Origin of the sequence: Dyella thiooxydans (genome assembly GCF_001641285.1) — a bacterium.
GTDB lineage: Bacteria > Pseudomonadota > Gammaproteobacteria > Xanthomonadales > Rhodanobacteraceae > Dyella_A > Dyella_A thiooxydans.
The window spans coordinates 1,373,464-1,389,978 of sequence record NZ_CP014841.1 but is presented as its reverse complement, the minus strand read 5'-3'; the positions used below and the strand labels follow the sequence as shown (position 1 = coordinate 1,389,978).

The 16,515-nt window shown below is 68.0% G+C and carries 17 protein-coding genes; 10 read left to right on the top strand and 7 right to left on the bottom strand.

Annotation, left to right across the window (positions count from 1 at the left end; translation table 11 throughout):
• The first annotated feature begins 148 nt into the window (after window positions 1–148).
• Window positions 149–1,273: a winged helix-turn-helix domain-containing protein gene (locus ATSB10_RS06355; protein ID WP_335645881.1), complete on the top strand. Its 1,125-nt coding sequence runs from the start codon at window positions 149–151 to the stop codon at window positions 1,271–1,273.
• On the opposite strand, the gene ATSB10_RS06350 is transcribed toward ATSB10_RS06355, so the two are convergent.
• Window positions 1,274–1,555 (bottom strand): hypothetical protein, encoded by a 282-nt coding sequence (locus tag ATSB10_RS06350; RefSeq protein WP_236886507.1) that lies wholly within the window; start codon window positions 1,553–1,555, stop codon window positions 1,274–1,276.
• 445 nt (window positions 1,556–2,000) lie between these two features.
• Between ATSB10_RS06350 and ATSB10_RS06345 the strand changes: the two genes are divergently transcribed.
• The 6 genes from ATSB10_RS06345 (at window position 2,001) to ATSB10_RS06320 (ending at window position 6,119) form a co-directional block, all read left to right on the top strand.
• Complete coding sequence (locus ATSB10_RS06345; protein ID WP_017460964.1) at window positions 2,001–2,210, top strand: cold-shock protein; 210 nt, start codon at window positions 2,001–2,003, stop codon at window positions 2,208–2,210.
• Window positions 2,211–2,467: 257 nt separating this feature from the next.
• A complete protein-coding gene (locus ATSB10_RS06340; protein WP_017460963.1) occupies window positions 2,468–2,677 on the top strand; it encodes a cold-shock protein in 210 nt (69 codons plus the stop codon).
• A 130-nt stretch (window positions 2,678–2,807) separates the two neighbouring features.
• Window positions 2,808–3,677: an alpha/beta hydrolase family protein gene (locus ATSB10_RS06335; RefSeq protein WP_063671366.1), complete on the top strand. Its 870-nt coding sequence runs from the start codon at window positions 2,808–2,810 to the stop codon at window positions 3,675–3,677.
• 97 nt (window positions 3,678–3,774) lie between these two features.
• On the top strand, window positions 3,775–4,833 hold the full coding sequence (locus ATSB10_RS06330) for an NADH:flavin oxidoreductase/NADH oxidase (RefSeq protein WP_063671364.1): 1,059 nt from the start codon (window positions 3,775–3,777) through the stop codon (window positions 4,831–4,833).
• A gap of 35 nt (window positions 4,834–4,868) precedes the next feature.
• Window positions 4,869–5,744, top strand: a complete 876-nt coding sequence (locus tag ATSB10_RS06325) for a pirin family protein (protein WP_063671362.1) — start codon at window positions 4,869–4,871, stop codon at window positions 5,742–5,744.
• 72 nt (window positions 5,745–5,816) lie between these two features.
• On the top strand, window positions 5,817–6,119 hold the full coding sequence (locus ATSB10_RS06320) for an Mpo1-like protein (protein WP_063671360.1): 303 nt from the start codon (window positions 5,817–5,819) through the stop codon (window positions 6,117–6,119).
• A 74-nt stretch (window positions 6,120–6,193) separates the two neighbouring features.
• Here the strand turns inward: ATSB10_RS06320 and ATSB10_RS06315 are convergent, their stop codons facing one another.
• From ATSB10_RS06315 to ATSB10_RS06300, 4 genes are all read right to left on the bottom strand, one after another.
• Window positions 6,194–7,855 carry a M28 family metallopeptidase gene (locus tag ATSB10_RS06315; RefSeq protein WP_063671359.1) on the bottom strand — a complete coding sequence of 554 codons (1,662 nt, stop codon included), beginning with the start codon at window positions 7,853–7,855 and terminating at the stop codon, window positions 6,194–6,196.
• A gap of 77 nt (window positions 7,856–7,932) precedes the next feature.
• Window positions 7,933–8,952 (bottom strand): response regulator, encoded by a 1,020-nt coding sequence (locus tag ATSB10_RS06310; protein ID WP_063671357.1) that lies wholly within the window; start codon window positions 8,950–8,952, stop codon window positions 7,933–7,935.
• A complete protein-coding gene (locus tag ATSB10_RS06305) occupies window positions 8,949–10,286 on the bottom strand; it encodes a sensor histidine kinase (protein ID WP_083966106.1) in 1,338 nt (445 codons plus the stop codon). The genes ATSB10_RS06310 and ATSB10_RS06305 overlap by 4 nt, the downstream gene beginning before the upstream one ends.
• Window positions 10,287–10,305: 19 nt before the next feature.
• Window positions 10,306–10,695 carry a cytochrome c gene (locus ATSB10_RS06300; RefSeq protein WP_063671355.1) on the bottom strand — a complete coding sequence of 130 codons (390 nt, stop codon included), beginning with the start codon at window positions 10,693–10,695 and terminating at the stop codon, window positions 10,306–10,308.
• Window positions 10,696–10,856: 161 nt separating this feature from the next.
• Between ATSB10_RS06300 and ATSB10_RS06295 the strand changes: the two genes are divergently transcribed.
• Window positions 10,857–11,648, top strand: a complete 792-nt coding sequence (locus ATSB10_RS06295) for a tRNA threonylcarbamoyladenosine dehydratase (RefSeq protein ID WP_063671353.1) — start codon at window positions 10,857–10,859, stop codon at window positions 11,646–11,648.
• A gap of 97 nt (window positions 11,649–11,745) precedes the next feature.
• On the opposite strand, the gene phbB is transcribed toward ATSB10_RS06295, so the two are convergent.
• Window positions 11,746–12,486 (bottom strand): acetoacetyl-CoA reductase, encoded by a 741-nt coding sequence (gene phbB, locus ATSB10_RS06290; protein ID WP_063671351.1) that lies wholly within the window; start codon window positions 12,484–12,486, stop codon window positions 11,746–11,748.
• A 74-nt stretch (window positions 12,487–12,560) separates the two neighbouring features.
• A complete protein-coding gene (gene gluQRS / locus ATSB10_RS06285; protein ID WP_063671349.1) occupies window positions 12,561–13,427 on the bottom strand; it encodes a tRNA glutamyl-Q(34) synthetase GluQRS in 867 nt (288 codons plus the stop codon).
• A gap of 110 nt (window positions 13,428–13,537) precedes the next feature.
• Between gluQRS and htpX the strand changes: the two genes are divergently transcribed.
• On the top strand, window positions 13,538–14,437 hold the full coding sequence (gene htpX, locus ATSB10_RS06280; RefSeq protein ID WP_063671346.1) for a protease HtpX: 900 nt from the start codon (window positions 13,538–13,540) through the stop codon (window positions 14,435–14,437).
• 205 nt (window positions 14,438–14,642) lie between these two features.
• On the top strand, window positions 14,643–16,511 hold the full coding sequence (htpG, locus tag ATSB10_RS06275; protein WP_063671344.1) for a molecular chaperone HtpG: 1,869 nt from the start codon (window positions 14,643–14,645) through the stop codon (window positions 16,509–16,511).
• Window positions 16,512–16,515: the final 4 nt, after the last annotated feature.

Sequence of the window (16,515 nt, the reverse complement as noted above, 5' to 3'; positions counted from 1 at the left end):
TCAATCTGCAGCAACCGGATGGCCGCGCACCGTCACGCCAGCGCTCCGCTTGGACCAGGCACGGCGTCTTCAGTTGCATGCCATGGGGCTTCTTTCCCGGCCACGCCGTCGCGCACGGCCGCAGGATCTTGTGGATGCGGTGCTGCGCATGCGGCTGCTGCAGATCGACACGATCCACGTCGTCGCGCGCAGTCCCTACCTGGTGCTGTTTTCCCGGCTCGGCGACTATCCGCCCGAGTGGCTGGAGCAAGCGCTGGCCGACGGGCGCCTGGCTGAATGCTGGGCGCATGAGGCGTGTTTTGTTACCGCTGCCGATTTCCCGTTGCACGACGCCTGGCGGCATCGGCGTGGTCATCACTGGTCGTACCGTCACGCCGAGCGCATGCAGCGCGAATATCCCGCGGAGATGCGCGCACTGCTGGAGCGTATCGGCCAGACCGGGCCGGTACGTTCGGCGGATTTCACCCGCGAGGATCGTGGTGCTGGTGGCTGGTGGTCGTGGAAACCGGAGAAGCGCTGGCTGGAAGCCTGGTTCGCACTGGGCGAGCTGATGGTGTTGCGCCGGGAGAGATTCCAGCGGGTCTACGACCTGGCCGGGCGCGTGCGCGAGCGACTGGATCCCCCGGACTCGGGCGTGGCCTCCGGCCTGGACGAGGCGGGGCTGCGTCGTCACTTCATCGCCGACACCGTGCGTGCGCTCGGCGTCGTGCCGGCGCGCTGGATCGCCGACTACTACCGTTTGCGACCACAGGTGACCGACCAGGAAATGCGGCCTCTGCTGGTCGACGGCGAAGTCCTGCAGGTGGATGTGGCCGGCTGGGATGCGCCGGGTTATGTCCACGCCGATCACGCCGGGGCGCTGGCCAAGGCACTGGGTGGTCGGCTGCGCGCCACGCATACGGCGGTGCTGTCGCCCTTCGACCCGCTGGTGTGGGACCGCCAGCGGCTGCAGGGCATGTTCGGCTTCGACTACGCACTGGAGTGTTACGTACCGGCGCCGAAGCGGCAGTACGGCTATTTCGTGTTGCCGATCCTCCACCGCGGTGCGCTGGTCGGTCGGCTGGACGCCAAGGCACACCGTTCGAAAGGGGAGTTCGAGATCAAGGCGTTGTACCTGGAGCCCGGCGTCGACGGCGACACGCGGCTGGCCGATGCGTTGGCCGATGTGCTGCAGCGATTGGCCGATTGGCACGGCACGCCCACGGTGAGGCTGACCCGGACGCGACCGGCCGCTTTCGCGCGGTTGCTCAGGGGCGCGTTGGCCAACCACTGATCAGGACCGGTCGTCCTTGCCGTTACGCCGTGGTGCGGTCACCTGGCTTGAGTCTGTTGTACAGGACTTGCCGTCGAGCGCTTCGTGCAGGCTTCGTGTCAGCACTTCGCAGCGGGTGGCCAGCCGGGGACGGATGTGCGGATCGAGTGAGTCGCGCAGCAGGCTGCTGCGCATTTCGCGGTAATGGGGCTCGATCTGATCGGGTGGGAAGATCCCTGCCGCCCGGTGGCAGGCCCGGTAACTGGCCAGGTAACGGTCGCAGGCCGGGATACCGGTGTCCACGGGCGGTTCCGCTCCCCCTGGACGCTCGTTGTTCCCGGTCGCTCCGGTTCGTGCCGATGAACCGTGGTGAGGTTCGCCGGCGCATGCGGCGAGCATCAATGGCAGCAATAGGGCGTGCACGGCGAGGCGTCGGGATGTCACGGGGGCTCCTAGGGAAACGCTGACCGGTGCCAGATTACCCGCCCCGTCAGAAGAACCTGAACGCCAGGCGCCTGCCATGTCGGAAGGGTTGCCGGGCCTGGGAAAAACGGCATCGCGGAGTTTTTCCGGCTGTGGTTATAATCGCGTTACTGTGTTTGCCGGGGTCACCAGAGTCTCGTGACCCGATGCCGCTGATTCCTATCCGCTTCATCGCTTCACCCCCGAGGATTTCCGCGCAATCCAGTGTTCCCGCCGGCGTTTGCTGGTCGGGTTCCGATTCCAGAAACCTACGGAGTGAAAATCCATGTCCGATCGTCAGACCGGTACCGTCAAGTGGTTCAACGATGCCAAGGGCTTCGGCTTCATCAGCCGTGACAATGGCCCGGACGTGTTCGTGCATTTCCGCGCGATCACCGGCAACGGCTTCAAGAGCCTGCAGGAAGGCCAGCAGGTCACCTTCAAGGTGGTGCAGGGCCAGAAGGGTCTGCAGGCCGAGGAAGTGACCCCGGCCTGATCGCCAGGGAAGCCTCCTGTCGTACCGAGAAGCCGGGCAGCAATGCCCGGCTTTTCTCGTTTCGGGCCACCGCCGCCGGCAAGGGGGCTTGCACGACGCGAAAATCCGTTATGCTTTTTTCACTGTGTCAGCTCAGGCCCGGGGGGGGCCCGCGCCGGCGTGAGACCCGCGCGAGTCACCCGCGTTGCGCATGACCCAGTCGACTGCCGCCCGGGCGGGCGGGCAGCCGGTCACGAGGGGCGTAATCGGAGTGAGTCATGTCGGATCGAGAGAGCGGTACCGTCAAGTGGTTTAACGACGCCAAGGGTTTCGGCTTCATCAGCCGCGAGAGCGGCCCGGACGTGTTCGTGCATTTCCGGGCGATCACCGGCTCCGGCTTCAAGAGCCTGAAGGAAGGCCAGAAAGTGACCTTCAAAGTGGTGCAGGGGCAGAAGGGCCTGCAGGCCGAGGAAGTATCTCCGGCCTGATCCGCCGGGTGGTTTTCCGTATCGCCCAGGAGGTCGGCATGTGCCGGCCTCCTGCGCGTGTCTTCATATCGCGACCGTCCCGCCGCCGGGCCATCGGCGGCGTCAGGCTGGTGCGCTCGAAAGGGCAGAAATGAGCGACGCGCTCTCCGCTTCGGCAACCTTGCGCGTGTCGTCTGTCGAATCCGGCGACGGGACTCGTGCCGAACTGATGCTGGTGTCGCCTGCCGACGAGCGCGCAATGCGGGCGGCGGTGTTGTGGCTGCCTGCGATGGGCGTGCCGGCCCGCCACTACCTGGCTCTGGCCGATGACCTGGCGAACCAGGGCGTGGCCATGGCGATCCACGAGTGGCGCGGTATCGGATCGAGCGATCAGCGGGCCGGTCGACACAGCGATTGGGGCTATCGCGAACTGCTGTCGCAGGACCTGGCGGCCAGCCTGGGCGCTGCACGCCGGCAATGGCCGGGGGCGCCCCTGGTCGCCGGTGGCCACAGCCTGGGCGGGCAACTGGCGGCACTGTTCGCGGCGATGCATCCTTCGTCGTTTGCCGGGCTGGTGCTGGTCGCCAGTGGTTCTCCGTTCTGGCGGATGTTTCCGCGCGGCCCGCTGATCCGCATCGCCTACAGTGCAGCACCGCTGCTGGCCGCGCTGCGCGGCCACCTGCCTGGGCGATGGCTCGGCTTCGCTGGCAACGAGGCGCGCGGCGTGACGGTCGACTGGGCGCGCAGCGGACGTACCGGCCGCTATGCCGCGCGCGGGCTAGACATCGACCTTGAGCAGGGGTTGGCACAACTGGATCTGCCCGTGCTGGGCATCCGTTTCGAAGACGACTGGCTGGTGCCGCCTGGCTCGCTGGAGTGGTTGCTTGCCAAGTTGCCGCTTGCAACGCCAACCAGGCTCGTGCTCGGCGCAGAGGCCCTGGACGGCCGGCCGCCGGACCACTTCGCGTGGATGAAGGCTCCGGCCGCGGTGGCCGGGCGGATCGCCGGCTGGTTGCGCTGAGGAAACGTGGCGTTCGCCGGATCGTTCCTTCCGGAGCCTTGAATCCTGTCCCACGCGCCAGCAGCTCAGCGGTTTGCCCAGGTCCGGAGGCTCGTCGATGTCCCTGTTCGAACCGCTGCAGCAGCGTTCGCTCACCCTGCGCAACCGCCTCGTGGTCGCGCCGATGTGCCAGTACAGTGCCTCCGATGGCCTGCCCGATACCTGGCACCTGGTGCATCTGGGTAGCCGCGCGGTCGGAGGTGCGTCGCTGGTGATCAGCGAAGCCACGGCGGTATCTGCCGAAGGGCGGATTTCCCCCGGAGACGTCGGCCTGTGGAACGAGGCGCAACAATGCGCCTGGGCGCCGATCACTGCGTTCATCCGCGCCCAGGGTGCCCTCGCCGGCGTGCAATTGGCGCACGCTGGACGCAAGGCCAGCGCGCAGCGTCCCTGGGAGGGCGGCGGCCCGCTCGGTATCGACGAGGGAGCCTGGCCGACCGTTGCACCCTCGGCCCTTCCGTTCGATACCGGCTGGCATGTTCCGGCAGCGCTGGATGAGGCGGGCATCGCCAAGGTGATCGGGGATTTCCGGACCGCCGCGCGCCGCGCGCTGGATGCGGGCTTCCAGCTGGTCGAGGTGCACGCGGCCCATGGTTACCTGCTGCATCAGTTTCTGTCGCCGCTCAGCAACCGTCGCAGCGATGGCTATGGTGGCAGTTTCGAGAACCGCACGCGGCTGGTGCGCGAGGTGGTCGCTGCCATCCGTGAAGTGTGGCCCGAAGCACTGCCGGTGTGGCTGCGCATTTCGGCCACCGACTGGGTCGAGGGCGGCTGGGACATCGAGCAGAGCGTGGCGCTGGCGAGGCAGGTCCGCGAGCTGGGCGTCGACCTGATCGACGTGTCCAGCGGTGGCCTGGTGCCTGGCGTGCGGATCCCGCTCGAACCGGGCTACCAGGTACCGTTCGCGCGCCGCATCCGGGCGGAGGCCGGCATCGCCACCGGCGCGGTCGGCCTGATCACCGAGCCGGAGCAGGCGGCCGCGATCGTCGCCGACGGTGCGGCCGACGTGGTGCTGCAGGCGCGCGAGAGCCTGCGCGATCCCTACTTTCCGCGTCGCGCGGCGAAGGCGCTCGGCGCGTCGATCGACGTGCCGTTGCAATACCAGCGCGCATGGTGATGTAGTCGACGACCCGAGCCGAGGAGACCCGAGCGATGGATGCCAACCCGCTGCTGATCGATGGCCGCGTGCACGACCTGGGCGACGGCTTCCGGGTGCGCCGCCTGCTGCCTGTGCTGCAGGCCCGCCACGTCGGCCCCTTCGTGTTCTTCGACCACATGGGTCCGGCGAGGATGCCGACGGGTCGCGGCATCGACGTGCGCCCGCATCCGCACATCGGCCTGGCTACGGTGACCTGGCTGTTCGAGGGGGCGATCCGCCATCGCGACAGCCTCGGCAGCCTTGCCGACATCCGTCCCGGAGCGGTGAACTGGATGACCGCCGGCCGTGGCATCGTGCATTCCGAGCGCACGCCGCCGGCCGAGCGCGAGAGCGGGCACAACCTGCACGGCGTGCAGGTGTGGGTGGCGCTTCCGGCCGACGCCGAGGAGGTCGCGCCGGAGTTCCACCATCACGACGCGGCCGAGCTGCCGCGGATCGAGCGCGAGGGTGCCTCGCTGACCCTGATCGCCGGTACCGCGTGGGGCGAGCGGTCGCCGGTGAAGGTGTTCGCGCCGATGTTCTTCGTCGAGGCGCGGCTGGACGCCGGCGCGACGCTGGAGTGGCCGCTCGAGCACGCCGAGCGCGGCGTGCATGTGATCGAGGGCGAGGTCCGCTGGGGCGGACTGGACGTGTCGCCCGGACTGATGGCGGTGCAGGCGGGCGACGCGGCGCCGCCGCTGCAGGCGTTGTCGGCCAGCCGCGTGATGCTGTTCGGTGGGGCGCCGCTGGATGGCGAACGCCACCTGTGGTGGAACTTCGTCTCCACCCGGCGCGAGCGGATCGAACAGGCCAAGGCGGACTGGCGCGGCGGACGCTTCGACACCGTGCCCGGCGACGAGGTCGAACGTATCCCCCTGCCGGAGCGCTGAGCCACCGCGTGCACCCGCGTCATGCATTCGCCCCGGCGCGCGCGTAGGCTGGTGCCGTCAGCAGGAGCGCACATGGCCGGTTTCTCCAGTTTCCGCGAGTTCTATCCGTTCTATCTGGGCGAGCACCGCCACCCGGTGTGCCGGCGCCTGCATTTCGCGGGCAGCCTCTGCGTGCTGGCGATCATCGCGATGGTCATCGTCAGCGGTCGGCTCGCCTGGCTGTGGCTGGCGCCGGTGGCCGGCTACGGCTTCGCCTGGATCGGTCACTTCGTGTTCGAGAAGAATCGTCCGGCCACGTTCAAGCATCCCTTCTACAGCCTGGCCGGCGACTGGGTGATGTTCTTCGACGTGTTGCGCGGCAAGGTCCGCTTGTAGCGGACGGTCCATCCCTAGAAAACCGAGAGGGCGGCCAAGTGGCCGCCCTCTGCGTTTGCTGTGCCAGCCAGCGCCTACTTGCGCTGGTCGTCGGTGGCGTCGCGAGCGGCGCGGAACTCGGAGTCCTTGCTCCAGTCCGGCCACTGGCGCGAGTCCGCCAGGTTGCGGCCCAGCGTGTAGAGCATGCCCATGTCGTGCGCCATGCCCTTGAACGACCAGTCGGCCTGCCACTCGTCCGAGGGCTGGTGGTAGTGGTCGCGGGTGTAGGCCTTGTCCGCCGCCTCGCCGGCGGCCACGCCGCCGTCCACCCAGTCGTCGCCGGAGCCGAACGAGATTGCCGGCACGCCGCGCTTGGCGAACGAGAAGTGATCGGAGCGGAAGAAATAGCCGGCCTCCGGGTGCGGGTCCGGCGAGTAGGTTTCGCCGAACTGCTTGGCCACCTTGATCAGGTCGTCGAGCAGGCCGAGCTTGGCCGTGCCGGAGATGGTGAAGTTGCGGGTCAACCCGTGCGGGTCGAGCGCATCCATGTTGATCACGCCCACCGTCCTGGCCAGCGGGAACACCGGGTGGCTGGCGTAGTACTCCGAGCCGAGCAGGCCTTTTTCTTCCGCGGTGACGTTGAGGAACACCACCGATCGCTCCGGCTTCGACGCGTGCGCGAACGCGCGGCCGAGAGCGAGCAGGGCGGCCGTGCCGGTGCCGTTGTCCACCGCGCCGTTGTAGATGCGGTCGCCCTTCGCGTCGGGCGCACCGATGCCGAGGTGGTCCCAGTGGGCGCTGTAGATCACCGTCTCGTCGGGATGCTTGCTGCCCTTGACCATGCCCAGGATGTTCTGCGAGGTGATCACCTTGGCGTCGACGTCGAACTTCGCCGAGAAGGTCTCGCCCTTGAGCGTCACTGGCTTGAATTCGCGGGTCTGCGCCAGCTTCTTCATCGCGTCGAAGTCGAGCCCGGCGTTCTTGAACATCGTCACCGCGAGGTCGCGCTGGATCCAGCCTTCGACCTTCGAGTGCGCCTCGGAGGGATGCTCTCGCACGATGTCGAACTGCGCATTGGTGTTGGAGTTCTTCACCGTGGGCCAGCCGTAGGAGGCGGGCGCCGTCTCGTGGATGATCAGCAGGCCCAGCGCGCCCTGCCGAGCGATTTCCTCGTACTTGTAGGTCCAGCGGCCGTAGTAGGTCATGGCCTTGCCGCCGAAGTCGCCGTGGCCGGTCTCGTAGTCGGGGTCGTTGACCAGTGCCACGGCGATCTTGCCGCGCAGGTCCACGCCCTTGAAGTCGTCCCAGTTGCGCTCCGGTGCCTTCACGCCATAGCCGACGAACACCAGCGGCGCGTCATGGATGTCCACATGGGTGGAGCCGTCCATCGCCGCGCGCACGGCAATCTGGTCGCCCTGCACCAGCGGCACGTTCTTGCCGTCGAGCATGAGGTTGAACGCCGGCGTGCCGGTGATCTCGAAGCGGCCCAGCGGCACCGGCTGGGTCCAGCTGCGTTTGCCGTCCTTCATCACGCCGGCCGGTTGCAGGCCGGCGGCCTTCATCTGGCTGATCACGTAGGCGACGGTACGCTTCTCGCCCTCGGTGGCCGGACCGCGGCCCTCGAAGGCATCGGAAGACAGCATCTTGACCTGGCGGGAAAGGTAGTGCGGATCGAACGTGGGGGTCTTCGGTGCGTTGGCGGCCGACGCGGCACAGGCGAACGCGGCGGCGATGGAACAGGCAAGCAGTCGTTTCACTATCGGGAGCCCCTGGGCTGTGGAGAGCCGCTTCATCCTAGCGGCAAGCCAGCCTCATGGGCACTGCTCCGAGGGTATCAACCACGAAGTGCGTCGTCCTGGTCCCTGAGCCAGCGACGGTAACTGACGATCCGGTCCAGCTCGAAGCGTTGCGCCACGTCCTCGACCAGCGCGTAGTGGTACCAGTGCTCGCCGCGTACGGTGGTGGCCGGGATCATCTGCACCGGCGCCACCGTCGGATCGTCGCTGTAGTAGCCGTCACGGCTGGCGAACCATGGCAGGGCGGTGGCGTCGCGCAGGGCGGACAGCACCTCGATCGGAGCGCCCAGGTCGCTGGCGATCTCGTAGTGCGTCCGCAGGTCGTCGTCGGTCTGCACCAGCAGGAAGCGCCCTTCGCCGTCGGCATCGATCAGCAGCAGCCCGGTGGGGTTTACGTGGAGGTAGCACTCCACCGCGGGGAACCTGGCCAGCACGTCGCGCAGCACCGGGAGGAATACCGGGTCGCGCAGGAAGTGCACGTCGCCGAGCGCCATCGCCTCGGAGACGAAGCGGCTGGCACGCTCGAAGTAGCGCTCCTGCAGGGCGGCGATCGCCTGCTGCAGCTTTTCCATCGCACGCGGATCGTTCTTGCGGATGAAGCGGTCGATCAGGCCCGAGTTGAAGGCCTCGATTGCCGTGGCGTCGTCCGCCCGGCCGGTCAGCAGCACCTTGCCGATGTACGGGTTGTCGATGCGGCTGCAGAACTCCAGCCCGTCCATTTCCGGCATAGCCTGGTCCACCACCACCACCGAGACTTCGGCGAAGCGCATCGGGTCGAACATCGTGCGCACGATCGCGTCCATGTCCAGCGCCATCAGCTCGCGGCTGGGCGAGGGGTGCTCGTGCCAGCGGTACAGCCAGCCGCCGCCCGGCACGGCGCGGGTGTCGGCCCGGTGCAGGTCGGCCAGCGCCTGCCGCGGCGAGCTGTAGCTGCGGATCCGCTGCATCGGGTCGAGCATCAGCGGCACCACGCCGAGATAGGTTTCGTGGTCGTCCACCATCAGCGTCGTGGTGGGAAACCGGAATGGCGTCAGGCCGTGGTCGAAGGTCAGGGTCATGCGCGGGCGGTGGGATCGCGGGCCGGTAGGGAAATCAGGAATTCGGTGTATTCGCCCCAGCGGGAGCGGCAGGTGATGGTACCGCCCATCCGCTCGACCGCCTCGCGGCAGAACGCCAGGCCGATGCCCAGCCCGGCGACGCCGCCCCGGTCCTCGCTGTAGGAGTAGAAGCGGTTGAAGATGCGCGGCAGCACGTCGGGCGGGATGCCCGGTCCGGTGTCGCGGACGCGGACGCGTCCCCAGCGGCCCTCGTGCTCCACCCCGATCGAGATCTCCCCCTTGCCGGCGCGCCCGGTGTGGTACAGCCCATTGCGCAGCAGGTTGAAGATCACGTGGGTCAGCAGCGGCTCGCTGCCCATCAGCACGAAGTCATCGCCTTCCAGCAGATGCACCCGCTCCTGCTCCACCCGCGCGGCATAGGGATAGCGGGCGATCGCCTCTTCCAGCAGCCGACGGATTCGCAGCGGCGCCAACTGCTGCTGGTCGAGCGGGCGCGCGGCCATCAGCAGCATGTCGATCACGGTGTGCGCGTGCGCCACCTCATGCTCGATCGTGTCCATGCCCCGTTCCAGCGCCTCCAGGTGCGCCTCGCGCAGTTCCGCCACCGGCAGGCCGGCTTCCTTGGCCATCCGGTGGCTCACCAGCAGGTCGGGCAGGTAGCGCCGGAACGCCTGCCCGGCGATGTGCAGCGCCCCGAGCGGGGTGCGCAGCTCGTGGGCGATGTTGTTGGAGGCCCGGGTCAGTGCCTGGATGCGGGTCTTGTCGGCATGCTTCTGCGACAGGCTGGCCAGCGGGCCGAGCGCCAGCGCCATCGCCAGCAGCGGCAGGTAGAGCTGCAGTCGCAGCAGCGGCATCGGGTCGTGCGAGCCGAGCATCCAGGCCAGCCACGCCAGCAGGCTGCCGACCACGAAGATCGCGCCGAAGGCGACCACGTCGAACATCATCATGGTCAGGTACATCGACGCCAGGTGGATCAGCAGCCATGGCGTGCTGCCACCGTTGCGCAGCAGCATGTAGCCGGCGAAGAACGGCAGCACGAAGGTGACTGCCAGATGCCAGTACGCCGGCAGCAGGGCGCGCAGGCGGCGTGGCCACCAGCGCTGCATGGCCAGCGGCAGCAGCACGATGCAGCCGGCGACACGCAGCGGCAGGTTCTCGTAGGGTTGCGGCAGCGCGTACTTCCACACCGGGTAGTACGCCAGCATGCACAGCGCCCCGATCAGGCCCATCGCTGCCAGGCTGGGCTGGCTGGGTCGGGTGTGTTCGAACAGCGTGTCGTCGAGCCGCGTCAGCCCATTGCGCAGGCGGATCCACAGGCGGGGCAGGCTCGACATGGCGCAGAGTTCCGGTGTGTCAGCGGAACCGCTTGTGGCAGTCGTCGCAGGCGTTGTCGACCGGCTGCAGCGCGGTGGCCAGCGCCGCGCAGGTGCCTGGCGCCGCGGCGACCGCATCGCGCAGCGCACCCTGCAGCTTGTCGGACGATTTCATGAAGGGATCCTCGGCGCCCTTGAAGGCGCCCGGGATGTCCAGCGCCGCGGACTGCAGCCGCTCCAGGTTCGAACGGGTCGCGGTCGCATCGCATTGCTGCGTCTTGACCGAGTGTTCGAGCTGGCTCATGTGATAAGCCATCACCGTCATGACGGCCTTGGGCAGCGGGGTACGCTGGTGCAGTGCGCTGATCGCGAACGCGGTGCCGAGGATGCCGATGGCCAGGCCGAGCGCGATGAGTAGGGCAGACCGCATGTGTCCGGAATCCTGTCGGTTTGGGGTGCGGGGAGCATAGCCGAGGCGGGCGCGCCTGCCATCAGCGCAGCGGTCCGTCGCCGCTACAATGCACCGGTTGTCCTGTCGGAGTTGTCCTGCATGCGGTCTTTCCATGGCCCGGTCCGGGCGGGTTTCGCGCCATGAGCAGCGCGGCCGAAACGGCGCTGCGCGAGCGGTTCGCGGGTGTCGAGCGTCTGTACGGAGTGGGTAGCCTGTCGCGGCTGGCCGGCAAGCATGTCGCCGTGGTCGGCATCGGCGGCGTTGGCTCCTGGGCGGCCGAGGCGCTGGCCCGAAGCGCAGTGGGGCGGTTGACCCTGATCGATGCCGACGAGGTCTGCGTCTCCAATACCAATCGCCAGTTGCACGCGCTGGATGGGGAGTACGGTCGTCCCAAGGTCGGCGTGATGGCCAGCCGGCTCCATGCGATCAATCCGGCGCTGCGGCTGGAGGTGATCGAGCGCTTCCTCACGCCATCGACCCTGGATGACCTGCTCGATCGCGGCTACGACGTGGTGCTCGATGCCTGCGATGCGTTCCGGGTGAAGCTGGAGGCGATTGCCTGGTGCCGTCGGCGCAAGCTGCCGATGGTCACCGTCGGCTCGGCCGGCGGTCGCACCGACCCCACCCAGATCCGCGTGCGCGATCTTTCCCGCACCGAACACGACGCGATGTTCAGCCTGATCCGGAAGAAGCTCCGCCAGGACTTCGGCTTTCCGCGCAATCCGGACCGCTACTTCGGCATCTCGGCGGTCTATTCGCTGCAGAACGTGCAGTACCCGCAGCCGGACGGCACCGTCTGCGGTACCCGTCCGCCGGGCGGCGAAACCTTGAACCTGGCCTGCGGTGGCGGGCTTGGGGCGGCCACCCACGTCACCGGCGCATTCGCCTTCGCGGCGGTCGGCAAGGTGATGGAAAAGCTGCTCGATCCGTAGGAGCGCACCCTGTGCGCGAATGCTTCTTGTCTCGTCGGCGAAGAGCGTCGCGCACAGGGTGCGCTCCTACGGTTGGTCACTAGCCCATGGCGCAGGATCACCAGCCCATGTAGTGGCCGCCGTTGATCGCCAGGTTGGCGCCGGTGATCCAACTGGCCATGTCACCGGTGAAGAAGGCTACCGCGTGGGCGATCTCTTCCGGCTTGCCGAGGCGCCCGACCGGAATCTGCGCCACGATCTTCTCGCGCACCTCCTCCGGCACCGCCATCACCATGTCGGTGCCCACGTAGCCGGGCGAGACGGTATTGACGGTGATGCCGAACTTGGCGTTTTCCTGCGCCAGCGAGATGGTGAAGCCGTGCATGCCGGCCTTGGCCGCGGCGTAGTTGGCCTGGCCGTACTGGCCCTTCTGGCCGTTGATCGAGCTGATCTGCACGATGCGGCCCCACTTGCGCGCACGCATGCCCTCGATCACCGGCCGGGTGACGTTGAAGCAGGCATTGAGGTTGGTGTTGATCACGTCCGTCCACTGCTCGTAGCTCATCTTGTGGAAGGTGGTGTCGCGGGTGATGCCGGCGTTGTTGACCAGGATGTCCACCGGGCCGGCCTGCTCCTCGATCGACTTCACCATCGCCTGGCACGAGACCGGGTCGGACACGTCGCCGTGCACCATCAGCACGTCGATGCCATCGTCGGCCATCGTCTTGCGCCAGCGCTCCGCCTTGTCGGCATCCCGGTAGTTCGACGCCACGCGATGCCCCTGGCCGGCCAGGTAACGGATGATGGCGGTGCCGATGCCGCCGGTGCCACCGGTGACGAGCGCGGTGCGTTGAGTCATGTCGTTGGATCTCCTTCGGAAGGTGGCTGGGATGCCTGGGTGCCGCAGGGCGGGTATCGGGTCTTTATAGCGGTTCAGCCGTCCGGATGGCTGCTGCGGCGCGCCAAGTCGTTTCGATTGAAACATCTCGATGTTGCAGAGAGCAGTTCCGCCGGGGTCGCGGCCGGGGGGTCGTGCGGCAGCCCAAGGAAGGCCAGTGCCCGCCGTAACGCGGGCATCGGGTCGGCCGGGTCCACCGCTCCCGCTCCGGCCGACTTGGACAGCTTGCGGCCCTCCGCGTCGCAGGCCAGGGGCAGGTGCAGATAGGTGGGCGTGGGTAGGCCGAGTACCCGCTGCAGGTGGATCTGCCGCGGGGTGGAGTCGAGCAGGTCGGCGCCACGCGCCACTTCCGTGATGTCCTGGAAGGCATCGTCCACCACGCAGGCCAGCTGATAGGCGTAGTAGCCCTCGACGCGCCGGATCACGAAATCGCCGGCGACTTCGCGCAGGTTCTGTCGTTGCGGACCCTGCAGCGCATCGTCGAAGGCGATCTCGGCATCGGGCACCCGCAGGCGCCAGGCGGGCGGGCGGTCGTCGGTCGGCGGCGCGATGCAGTGTCCGTCGCGGTGGAGGCCGCCGGTGGCGGCCAGATCGCTGCGGCTGCACCAGCAGGGAAACACCTCACCGGCTGCACGCAACTGCTCGAAGGCCGCGTCGTAGGCGGCGCGTCGGGTGGACTGGAACAGCACCGGCCCGTCCGCGACCAGGCCGAAGGCGGGCAGGGTGGCCAGAATGTCGCGGGCCGAGCCGGGAACCTCGCGCGGGGGGTCGATGTCTTCCATCCGCACCAGCCACTGGCCGCCGGCCTGGCGGGCGCACAACCAGCTGCCGACCGCGGCCACCAGCGACCCGAAATGGAGTGGTCCGGTAGGCGAGGGGGCGAAGCGTCCGCGATAGGTCATCGCGGCATTCTATGCGGGGTCGCCTGTCTTGAAACCCGGCGGTTTCGCCCCGAATAGCGGAAGGCGGCTCCGGTCGCGTTCCCCTTTTCATGACTGCCAGAGAGACAGCCATGCGTCGCATCGCCCTTTTCCTCGCCACCAATATCGCCGTCCTGTTCCTGCTCAGCATCGTCTGCCACCTGCTGGGAGTCGACCAGTGGGCGGCCGCCCGCGGCTACGGCGGCATGACCGGGCTGCTGGTGTTCGCCGCCGTGTTCGGCATGGGCGGCGCCTTCATCTCGCTGCTGATGTCCAAGTGGATGGCGAAGATGTCCACCGGCGCGCGGGTGATCGAGCAGCCGGCCAACGAGGTCGAGCGCTGGCTGGTCGAGACCGTGCGCCAGCATGCCCAGCGGGTCGGCATCGGCATGCCCGAGGTGGCGGTCTACGACGCCCCCGAGATGAACGCCTTCGCTACCGGCGCCAGCCGCAACCACGCGCTGGTGGCGGTCAGCACCGGCCTGCTGCAGCAGATGGACCGCGACCAGGTCCGCGCCGTGCTCGGCCACGAGATCGGCCACGTCGCCAACGGCGACATGGTGACCCTGACCCTGATCCAGGGCGTGCTCAACACGCTGGTGATCGTCGCCTCGCGCATCGTTGGCCGGGTGGTCGACAGCTGGCTCTCGGGCGGGCGCGACAGCCGCGACAGCGGGACTGGCATCGGCTACTTCATCTCGGTGATGGTGCTGCAGGTGGTGTTCGGGCTGTTCGCCTCGATGATCGTGGCGGCGTTCTCGCGCTGGCGCGAGTACCGGGCCGACGCCGCGGGGGCGAACCTGGCCGGCCGCGGTGCGATGGTCTCCGCGCTGCAGCGGCTGCAGGGCAACCACGGCGAGAGCACCCTGCCCAAGACCATCGCCGCGTTCGGCATCTCCGGCCCGCTGGCCGCCGGTCTGCAGCGCCTGTTCATGAGCCATCCGCCGCTGGACGAGCGGATCGCGGCGCTGCAGAACGCCACCGGGCGCTGAGTCCCACCGGTTTCCCGCAGCGGAGAGCCGCGCAGGAGGACGAGCGGGGCACGCCTCCCATCCTCCTCACCGTCAGCCCGGCGAACGCCGGGACACAGTGCCTCCGGGATGGGAATCCAAGCCGCTGGATCCCGGCGTTCGCCGGGATGACGGCAAAGAAGCACAAGCCATATCCAAGCAACTGCACCACACGGAAACTCTACGCATGAACGCACCTGCCGAAACCCGCAAGTTCGAAGCCGAAGTCGCCCAGGTCCTGCACCTGGTGACCCACTCGCTCTACTCGCACAAGGAAATCTTCCTGCGCGAGCTGATCTCCAACGCCTCCGATGCCTGCGACAAGCTGCGCTTCGAGTCGATCGCCCACCCCGAGCTGCTGGCCGGCGACGGCGAGCTGCACATCGACGTGAGCTGGGACGAAGCGGCCCGCACCGTGACCGTGCGCGACAACGGCATCGGCATGAATCGCGACGAGGTGGTCGCCAACATCGGCACCATCGCCAGCTCCGGCACCAGGCGCTTCCTTGAAGCGATGAGCGGCGAGCAGAAGGCCGACGCGCGGCTGATCGGCCAGTTCGGCGTGGGCTTCTATTCCGCCTTCGTGGTGGCCGACAAGGTCACCGTGGTCACCCGCCGGGCGGATCTGCCGGAAGGCGAGGGCGTGAAGTGGGAGAGCGACGGCAAGGGCGAGTATTCGCTGGAGCCGGTCGATGCACCGCAGCGCGGTACGTCGGTGACCCTGCACCTGAAGGCCGACGAGGACGAGTTCCTCAAGGGCTGGCAGCTGAAGTCGCTGATCCGCAAGTACTCCGACCACGTCGCCTTCCCGATCCGTACGCCAGTGGAGAAGGACGGCCAGCCGACCGACGAATTCGAGAGCACCAACGCCGCCTCGGCGCTGTGGACCAAGCCGAAGAGCGAGATCTCCGACGAGGACTACATCGGCTTCTACAAGTCGCTGGGCCACGACTTCAACGATCCGCTCGCCTGGACCCACAACCGCGTCGAGGGCAGCCAGAGCTTCACCACCCTGCTGTACCTGCCGGCGCAGCCGCCGTTCGACCTGATGATGGGCGGGCGCGACGAGCGCAAGGGGCTGAAGCTCTACATCAAGCGCGTCTTCATCATGGACGCGGCCGAGGAGCTGCTGCCGAACTACCTGCGTTTCGTGCGCGGCGTGGTCGATGCCGACGACCTGCCGCTCAACGTCAGTCGCGAGATCCTGCAGCAGAACCGCAACCTGGATCGCATCAAGTCGGCCTGCGTGAAGCGCGTGCTCGACCTGATCGAGAAGCTGGCGCGCGACGAACCGGAGAAGTTCGCCACCTTCTACAAGGCCTTCGGCAACACGCTGAAGGAAGGCGTCGCCGAGGACGGCGCCAACCGCGAGCGCATCGCCAAGCTGCTGCGCTTCGCCAGTACCCGGGGCGACGGCGCCGAGCAGACGGTGTCGCTGGACGACTACGTCGGTCGCATGGCGGTGGGCCAGGACACCATCTGGTACATCACCGCCGACGGCTACGCCGCGGCCGCAGGCAGCCCGCAGCTGGAGGCGTTCAAGGCCAAGGGCATCGAAGTGTTGCTGATGTCCGACCGCATCGACGAGTGGATGGTCGGCTCGCTCAGCGAGTACGCCGGCAAGAAGCTCAGGAACGTCGCCAAGGGCGAGCTGCCGCTGGACGAGGCGGACAAGCAGAAGCAGGAAGAGGCCACCAAGGCGGCCGAGCCGCTGTTGGCGAAGCTCAAGGAACTGCTCGGCGACCGCGTGGGTGACGTGAAGGTGTCCGCGCGCCTTACCGACAGCCCGTCCTGCCTGGCGCTGTCCGACTACGAGATGGCACCGCACCTGGCGAGGCTGCTGCGCGAGGCCGGCCACGACATGCCCGAGGCCAAGCCGACGCTGGAGGTGAACCCGGCGCACGCCCTGGTGCAGCGCGTGTCCTCCGAGGCCGACGCGGGCAAGGCGAAGGATCTGGCCCTGCTGCTGCTGGAGCAGGCCGAGATCGCCGCCGGTGCCCAGCTGCCGGATCCGGCCGCCTTCGTGCAGCGCATGAACCGCGTGCTGCTCGGCTGAGCGA